This is a genomic window from Sphingomonas sp. (genome assembly GCF_035555815.1).
In the GTDB taxonomy this organism is placed as follows: Bacteria; Pseudomonadota; Alphaproteobacteria; order Sphingomonadales; family Sphingomonadaceae; genus Sphingomonas.
On the sequence record NZ_DATMGG010000149.1, the window covers coordinates 1 to 6,431 of the forward strand.

Sequence of the window (6,431 nt, forward strand, 5' to 3'; positions counted from 1 at the left end):
CCGCGTCCTCCAGATCGAGGATCACCATGTCGGCGGGCAGCTCGCGCGCCTTGGCGATCGCGCGCGGATTGGAGGCAGGCAGGAACAGCGCGGTGCGCGGCGCGAGCGACATGGATGTGATCATGGCGCGCTTATGCTAGCAGTTTGACGAAGCCGCCAGCGGAGTCGCGTGGCGCATCTGGGGAGCTACGCATGGAACTCACCGCCGCCGCCTTCATCCTGGCGCTGGTCGTCGTCTACCTCGCGTCGAGCATCAAGATCGTCCGCCAGGGCTATCAATACACGATCGAGCATTTCGGGCGCTTCACCAGCGTGGCGCGGCCGGGGTTCAATTTCTACCCGGCGTTCTTCTACCGCGTCGGCCGCCGGGTGAACATGATGGAGCAGGTGATCGACATTCCGGGGCAGGAAATCATCACCAAGGACAATGCGATGATCTCCACCGACGGCGTGGTGTTCTTCCAGGTGCTCGATTCGGCGAAGGCGGCCTATGAGGTGAGCGACCTCTACGTCGCGCTGCTCCAGCTCACCACCACCAATCTGCGCACGGTGATGGGGTCGATGGACCTCGACGAGACGCTGTCGAAGCGCGACGAGATCAACGCGCGGCTGCTGTCGGTGGTCGATCACGCGACGACGCCGTGGGGCGTGAAGATCACCCGCGTCGAGATCAAGGACATCCGCCCGCCCGCCGACATCGTCAACGCGATGGGCCGCCAGATGAAGGCCGAGCGCGAGAAGCGCGCCAACATCCTCGAGGCGGAAGGCACCCGCGCTTCGGAGATCCTGCGCGCCGAGGGGCAGAAGCAGGCGCGCATCCTGGAGGCCGAGGGGCGCCGCGAATCGGCGTTCCGCGACTCGGAGGCGCGCGAGCGCGCTGCCGAGGCTGAAGCGAAGGCGACCGAACTGGTCTCCGACGCGATCGCCAAGGGCAGCAGCCAGTCGCTGAATTATTTCATCGCGCAGAAATATGTCGAGGCGGTGGGCAAGTTCGCCACAAGCCCGAACGCCAAGACCATCCTGTTCCCGGTCGAGGCGACCCAGCTGATCGGCACGCTGGGCGGCATCGGCGAACTGGCCAAGGACGCGCTGGGCGGGCAGCTCCCGGCGACGAAGCCGGCCCCAGCGCCGTCGCGCAAGGGCCCGTTCGAGGGAACGCAGGGCTGACATGGCCGGCTGGTTCGACCATCTCGGCGGCTGGTGGCTGATCCTGGCGGTGGTGCTGGCGGTCGCCGAACTGGTGGTGCCGGGCGTGTTCCTGATCTTCCTCGCCGCCGCCGCAGCGATCATGGGGGTGCTGGCGATCATTTTCCCCGACATGCCGATCGCGGTGCAACTGGTCGGCTTCGCTGCCTGGTCGGCGGTCGCGGTGCTGCTGGGGCGGCGCTTCTACCGCGACTATCCGGTCGAGACCGACGATCCGCTGCTCAACGATCGCGCCGCGCGGCTGATCGGGGAGACGGTGACGGTGACCGAGGCGATCGACCATGGCCGCGGCCGGGTACGTGTGGGCGACGGCGAATGGCCGGCACGCGGGCCAGACGTGCCGGTCGGCACGCGGATGCGCGTGGTCGGATCGGACGGGACGGCGCTACGCGTCGATGCGCTGCCACCGGGCATCGCCCAGCGAGAATAGAGATACGGGAATAGAGAATAACGTGGGGCCACGCGCCGGGCGCGGCCCCGCGCGGGATGCTATTGCTTGCCGCCGAACAGGCCGCCAAGCTGGCCGAGGATGTCGCCCGCGCCGCCCGGTGCCGCCGCCTCGCCCGCTTGCGGGGCGGTCGCTCCGCCGAGCAATCCGCCAAGCTTGCCCAGCACGCCACTCTGCGCGAGCATCGAGGCGTAATTGCCCAGCGCACCCTCGCCGCCGATATGGCCGATGATCTGGTTGAGGATGTCGGGCGAAAGGCCGGTGGCGCCCTGCGCGACCTGAACGGTATCGCCCGGATCGGTGTGCGCCTGCGCCAGCGCGCCGATCGCGGCGGCGGCGACATCGTGCGGAATACCAACCTTTTGCGCCAGATCGGCGACGTCGACATGTTCGCTCAGTTGACCGAGCAATCCGTCCAGCATTCCCATCGTCAGAAACTCCTCAAGCCCCCCAGCCGTGCGACGATAGCATCCCCGCATGACACATACGAGCACGGCATTTTGATCGAATCGTCGTGCAACGGACATGAAAGCCGCCCATGATCGTTGTCGGCCGGGGGGCCAATTGGAGAACGCACATGGGCATCTTCTCATCGATCAAGAACGCGATCTGGGGCCACAAGGCCGCCACACCCACCGCACCCGCCGCCGCGCCGACCGCAGCCACACCGGCCGCGACCACGCCGGCCGCCGCCCCGCAGCCTGCACCCGCCCCGGTCGAAGTCGACATCGAGGCGGTGCTGACCCAGCTTCAGGCGGAAAAGGGCACGCACCTCAACTGGCAGACATCGATCGTCGATCTTCTCAAGCTGGTCGGCCTCGAATCGAGCCTGACCGAGCGCAAGGAACTGGCGAAGGAACTGGGCTACACCAGCGATTTCTCCGGCACCGCCGAGGATAACATCTGGCTGCACAAGCGCGTGCTGAAGGAACTGGCGGCGAACGGCGGCAAGGTGCCGGCGTCGCTGCTCGACTGAGCGCGGTCGTAGCGGTCCCGGCGCGGCTACGCCGTCGTGCCGGGGCCGCCACGCCGGTTCCCCGAATATTCACCCGTCATCGCGGTCCAGGCCGGGATGACGGCTCTACTCTGCGGGACCGCCCGGCTACGCGCTGACCGCCTGCTGGCGCTGCGGGGCCGACTGGCGCACGCCTTCGTCGACATGATCCGCGAACTGGGCGAAATTCTCGACGAACTGGTCGACCAGCCGCGCGGCGGTGGCGTCGTAATCGGCCTTGTCCGCCCATGTCGCGCGCGGATCGAGGATCGCCGAATCGACCCCCGCCACCGCCGTTGGCACGGCGAAACCGAAATTGGGATCGGTCCGGAAACTGGCCTGATTGAGCGATCCGTCGAGCGCGGCGTTGAGCAGCGCGCGGGTCGCCTTGATCGGCATCCGCTGGCCGACGCCGTATTTGCCGCCGGTCCAGCCGGTGTTGACCAGCCAGCACGTCACCCCGCCCTTCGCGATCCGCTCCTTGAGCAGATTGCCATAGACCGACGGGTGGCGCGGCATGAACGGCGCGCCGAAACAGGTCGAGAAGGTCGCCTCCGGCTCGGTCACGCCGATCTCGGTCCCGGCCACCCGCGCGGTATAGCCGGACAGGAAGTGATACATCGCCTGATCGGGCGTGAGCCGCGAGATCGGCGGCAGCACACCATAGGCATCGGCGGTGAGGAACACGATGTTGCGCGGCACCGGCCCGAGGTTCTTCGCCGATGCGTTGGGGATGAAATCGATCGGATAGGCGGCGCGGCTGTTCTCCGCCAACGTGGCGTCATCGAGGTCGAGCGCGCGCGTCGCCTCGTCCATCACCACATTCTCCAGCACCGTGCCGAAGCGTTTTGTGGTCGCGAAGATCTCCGGCTCGGCCTCCGCTGACAGTCGAATCATCTTGGCGTAGCAACCGCCCTCGAAATTGAACACCGCCTCATCCGACCAGCCGTGTTCGTCGTCGCCGATCAGCGTGCGGCTGGCATCGGCCGACAAGGTCGTCTTGCCGGTGCCCGATAGGCCAAAGAACACCGCGGTGTCGCCATCCGGGCCGATGTTGGCCGAACAATGCATCGGCATGATGCCGGCGACCGGCAACAGATAGTTGAGCAGGCCGAACACCGACTTCTTCATTTCGCCCGCGTAACGCGTGCCGCCGATCAGGATCAGCTTCTCGGTGAAATTGACCGCGATCACCGTCTCGCTGCGGCAACCGTGGCGCGCGGGATCGGCGACGAAGCTGGGCAGGTCGATGATGGTATATTCGGGATCGAACCCGGCCAGTTCACCCGGCTCGGGCCGGACCAGCATCGTACGGATGAACAGGCTGTGCCACGCCAGCTCGGTGATCACGCGCACGTTGACGCGGTGTTCCGGCTGCGATCCGCCGTAGAGATCCTGGACGAACAGCGTGTCCTTCGCCGCCGCCGCCGCCAGGAAATCGGCCTTGAGGTTGGCGAAGGCGGCGGGGTCCATCGCCTTGTTGGTCTTGCCCCACCACACATTGTCCTCGGTGGTGGCGTCGCGGACGATGAACTTGTCCTGTGCCGACCGGCCGGTGTGGCGGCCGGTCTCGACCACCAGCGGGCCGTCCTGGGCCAGCCGACCCTCGCCACGGCGCAGCGACAGCTCCACCAATGGCGCGGCGACAAGATTCCAGTGGATCGCGGCGGCAGTCTCGATTCCCTGACGGTCGAGACCAACGCGCGGGGTACGCTCGGTCAAAATCACTCTCCTCAACGGCCCCGCTTTCGGGGGCACATGCAGCATGGCCTCGCTCCCGATGCGCATATCGGTCGCCGGGAGGCCGGTCAAACCGGCGACGGTTGAGACGTGTCCCGGTTTCGACTAGCCCTGTACGCATGACGGCAACGATTGCGCTGGTCGATGACGACCGCAACATCCTCACCTCGGTGTCGATCGCCTTGCAGACCGAGGGGTTCCTGACGCGGGTCTATTCCGACGGCGACACCGCGCTGAAGGCGCTGATCGACAACCCGCCGGACCTGGCGGTGCTCGACATCAAGATGCCGCGCATGGACGGGCTGGAACTGCTGCGCCGGCTGCGGGAAAAAAGCGCGGTGCCGGTGATCTTTCTGACCAGCAAGGACGACGAGCTGGACGAGGCGTTGGGCCTGGCGATGGGCGCGGACGATTATATCGCCAAACCGTTCAGCCAGCGGCTGTTGATCGCGCGGATCCGGGCGATCCTGCGCCGGACCGAAGCGGCCGGCGGCGGTGCGGACGCGGCGGGCGAGCCCCCCGCCGCGCTGGAGCGCGGACGGCTGACGATGGACCCGGCCCGCCACCGCGTCACCTGGGGCGGCCGGGTGGTGACGCTTACCGTCACCGAATTCCTGATCCTGGAAACGCTCGCCCAGCGCCCCGGCATCGTCAAGACGCGCAACCAGCTGATGGATGCCGCGTACCAGGACGATATCTACGTCGACGACCGCACCATCGACAGCCACATCAAGCGGGTCCGCCGCAAGTTCCGTGAGGTCGACCCCGATTTCGACGGGATCGAGACGCTCTACGGCGCGGGCTATCGCTTCGCCGACGAGTAATGGCGGCGGACAACTCCGTTCCCGGCGACCGCGACCTGACCCTGTCGTGGTCGGCGCGAGTGTCGCTGACCCCGCGCATCCTGGCGGTGAACATCTTTGCGCTGGCGCTGCTCGCCGGCGGGTTCTTCTACCTCGATTCCTATCGCAGCCGCATCCTCGACAGCCGGCTGGCGCAGGCGAGTCGGGAAGTGCGGCTGATGGCCGATGCGCTGGCGGCGGCGCCGCGCGACCATCGCGACCGGCTGGCGCTGGGGTTCGCGCGCGATACCGGCGCACGGGTCCGCCTTTACGATCGCGACGGCCGGATGGTGGCGGATACCCGCGCGATGGGATCGCGCAACGCCGTGCTGATCGACCCGGACAAGGAAGGATGGCAGCAGGACGCCGCGCGCTTCCTCGACGCGATGATCGACACCGTGGTCGGCGCCCAGCGCGCGCCGCTGTTCCGCGAGCGCGCCGGCGACCAGGGGCTGCAATGGTCCGACGTGCGCGCCGCCCGCGACCCCGCCATCGCCCACGCCACCGTGTGGCGCGCGCCCGATCGCTCGCCTGTGATAACCGCCGCCGCGAGTTACGGCGACGGCACGGTCTTCACCGTCGCCAACGTCCGCGACGTCACCCAGACGGTGCGGCTGGAGCGGTTTCGGCTGGGCGTGGTGCTGGGTATCGTCACGCTCGTATCGATCCTGCTGTCGCTGTTCCTGGCGCGGACGATCGTGCGACCGCTGCGTCGGCTGGCGCGCGCGGCGGTGCGCGTCCGGCTGGGCCGCGCGCGTGAGGTGGTGGTGCCGCGCCTCCCCTCTCGCCGTGACGAGATCGGCCTGCTGGCGCGTGCGCTGTCGGACATGAGCGGCGCGCTGCGCCAGCGGATCGACGCGACGGAGGCCTTTGCCGCCGACGTCACGCACGAGCTGAAGAACCCCCTCGCCTCGCTCCGGTCGGCGGTCGACGGCCTGTCGCGGGTGCGCGACCCCGATCTTCAGGCGCAGTTGATCGCGGTGATCCGCGACGACGTCCACCGGCTCGATCGGTTGATCACCGACATCTCCGACGCCTCGCGCCTCGACGCACAGCTCAGCCGCGCCAAGTTCGAGCCTGTCGATATCGAGGCACTGCTCGACGCGCTGATCGCGCAACGGCAGGATCGCGGGGTCGAGCGCGGCGTGCGGCTGCGGCTCGACCGGCTGGTGGCCGTGCCGCTGGTGGTGCTGGGCGAAGG

Annotated in this window: 7 protein-coding genes and 1 pseudogene; 5 read left to right on the forward strand and 3 right to left on the reverse strand. The window is 67.9% G+C overall.

What is annotated here, in order from left to right:
- Positions 1-112 (reverse strand): annotated as a pseudogene (locus VNR91_RS08285) (CoA ester lyase); the annotation flags it as partial.
- An 80-nt stretch (positions 113-192) separates the two neighbouring features.
- On the opposite strand from VNR91_RS08285, the gene VNR91_RS08290 reads away from it, so the two are divergent.
- Together VNR91_RS08290 and VNR91_RS08295 are read left to right on the forward strand one after the other, a co-directional pair.
- Positions 193-1,167: an SPFH domain-containing protein gene (locus VNR91_RS08290; RefSeq protein WP_325490299.1), complete on the forward strand. Its 975-nt coding sequence runs from the start codon at positions 193-195 to the stop codon at positions 1,165-1,167.
- A gap of 1 nt (position 1,168) precedes the next feature.
- A complete protein-coding gene (locus VNR91_RS08295; RefSeq protein WP_325490300.1) occupies positions 1,169-1,636 on the forward strand; it encodes an NfeD family protein in 468 nt (155 codons plus the stop codon).
- A 59-nt stretch (positions 1,637-1,695) separates the two neighbouring features.
- Here the strand turns inward: VNR91_RS08295 and VNR91_RS08300 are convergent, their stop codons facing one another.
- Positions 1,696-2,082 carry a hypothetical protein gene (locus VNR91_RS08300; protein ID WP_325490301.1) on the reverse strand — a complete coding sequence of 129 codons (387 nt, stop codon included), beginning with the start codon at positions 2,080-2,082 and terminating at the stop codon, positions 1,696-1,698.
- A 149-nt stretch (positions 2,083-2,231) separates the two neighbouring features.
- On the opposite strand from VNR91_RS08300, the gene VNR91_RS08305 reads away from it, so the two are divergent.
- Positions 2,232-2,630 carry a DUF3597 domain-containing protein gene (locus VNR91_RS08305; protein ID WP_325490302.1) on the forward strand — a complete coding sequence of 133 codons (399 nt, stop codon included), beginning with the start codon at positions 2,232-2,234 and terminating at the stop codon, positions 2,628-2,630.
- A gap of 126 nt (positions 2,631-2,756) precedes the next feature.
- Here the strand turns inward: VNR91_RS08305 and VNR91_RS08310 are convergent, their stop codons facing one another.
- Positions 2,757-4,415 carry a phosphoenolpyruvate carboxykinase gene (locus VNR91_RS08310; protein WP_414712394.1) on the reverse strand — a complete coding sequence of 553 codons (1,659 nt, stop codon included), beginning with the start codon at positions 4,413-4,415 and terminating at the stop codon, positions 2,757-2,759.
- A gap of 92 nt (positions 4,416-4,507) precedes the next feature.
- Between VNR91_RS08310 and VNR91_RS08315 the strand changes: the two genes are divergently transcribed.
- Together VNR91_RS08315 and VNR91_RS08320 are read left to right on the forward strand one after the other, a co-directional pair.
- Positions 4,508-5,212, forward strand: coding sequence for a response regulator transcription factor (locus VNR91_RS08315; protein ID WP_325490304.1), 705 nt, complete (start codon positions 4,508-4,510; stop codon positions 5,210-5,212).
- Positions 5,212-6,431: stimulus-sensing domain-containing protein (locus tag VNR91_RS08320; protein ID WP_325490305.1), on the forward strand; the 1,220-nt coding region annotated here is incomplete at its 3' end. The genes VNR91_RS08315 and VNR91_RS08320, both read left to right, overlap by 1 nt.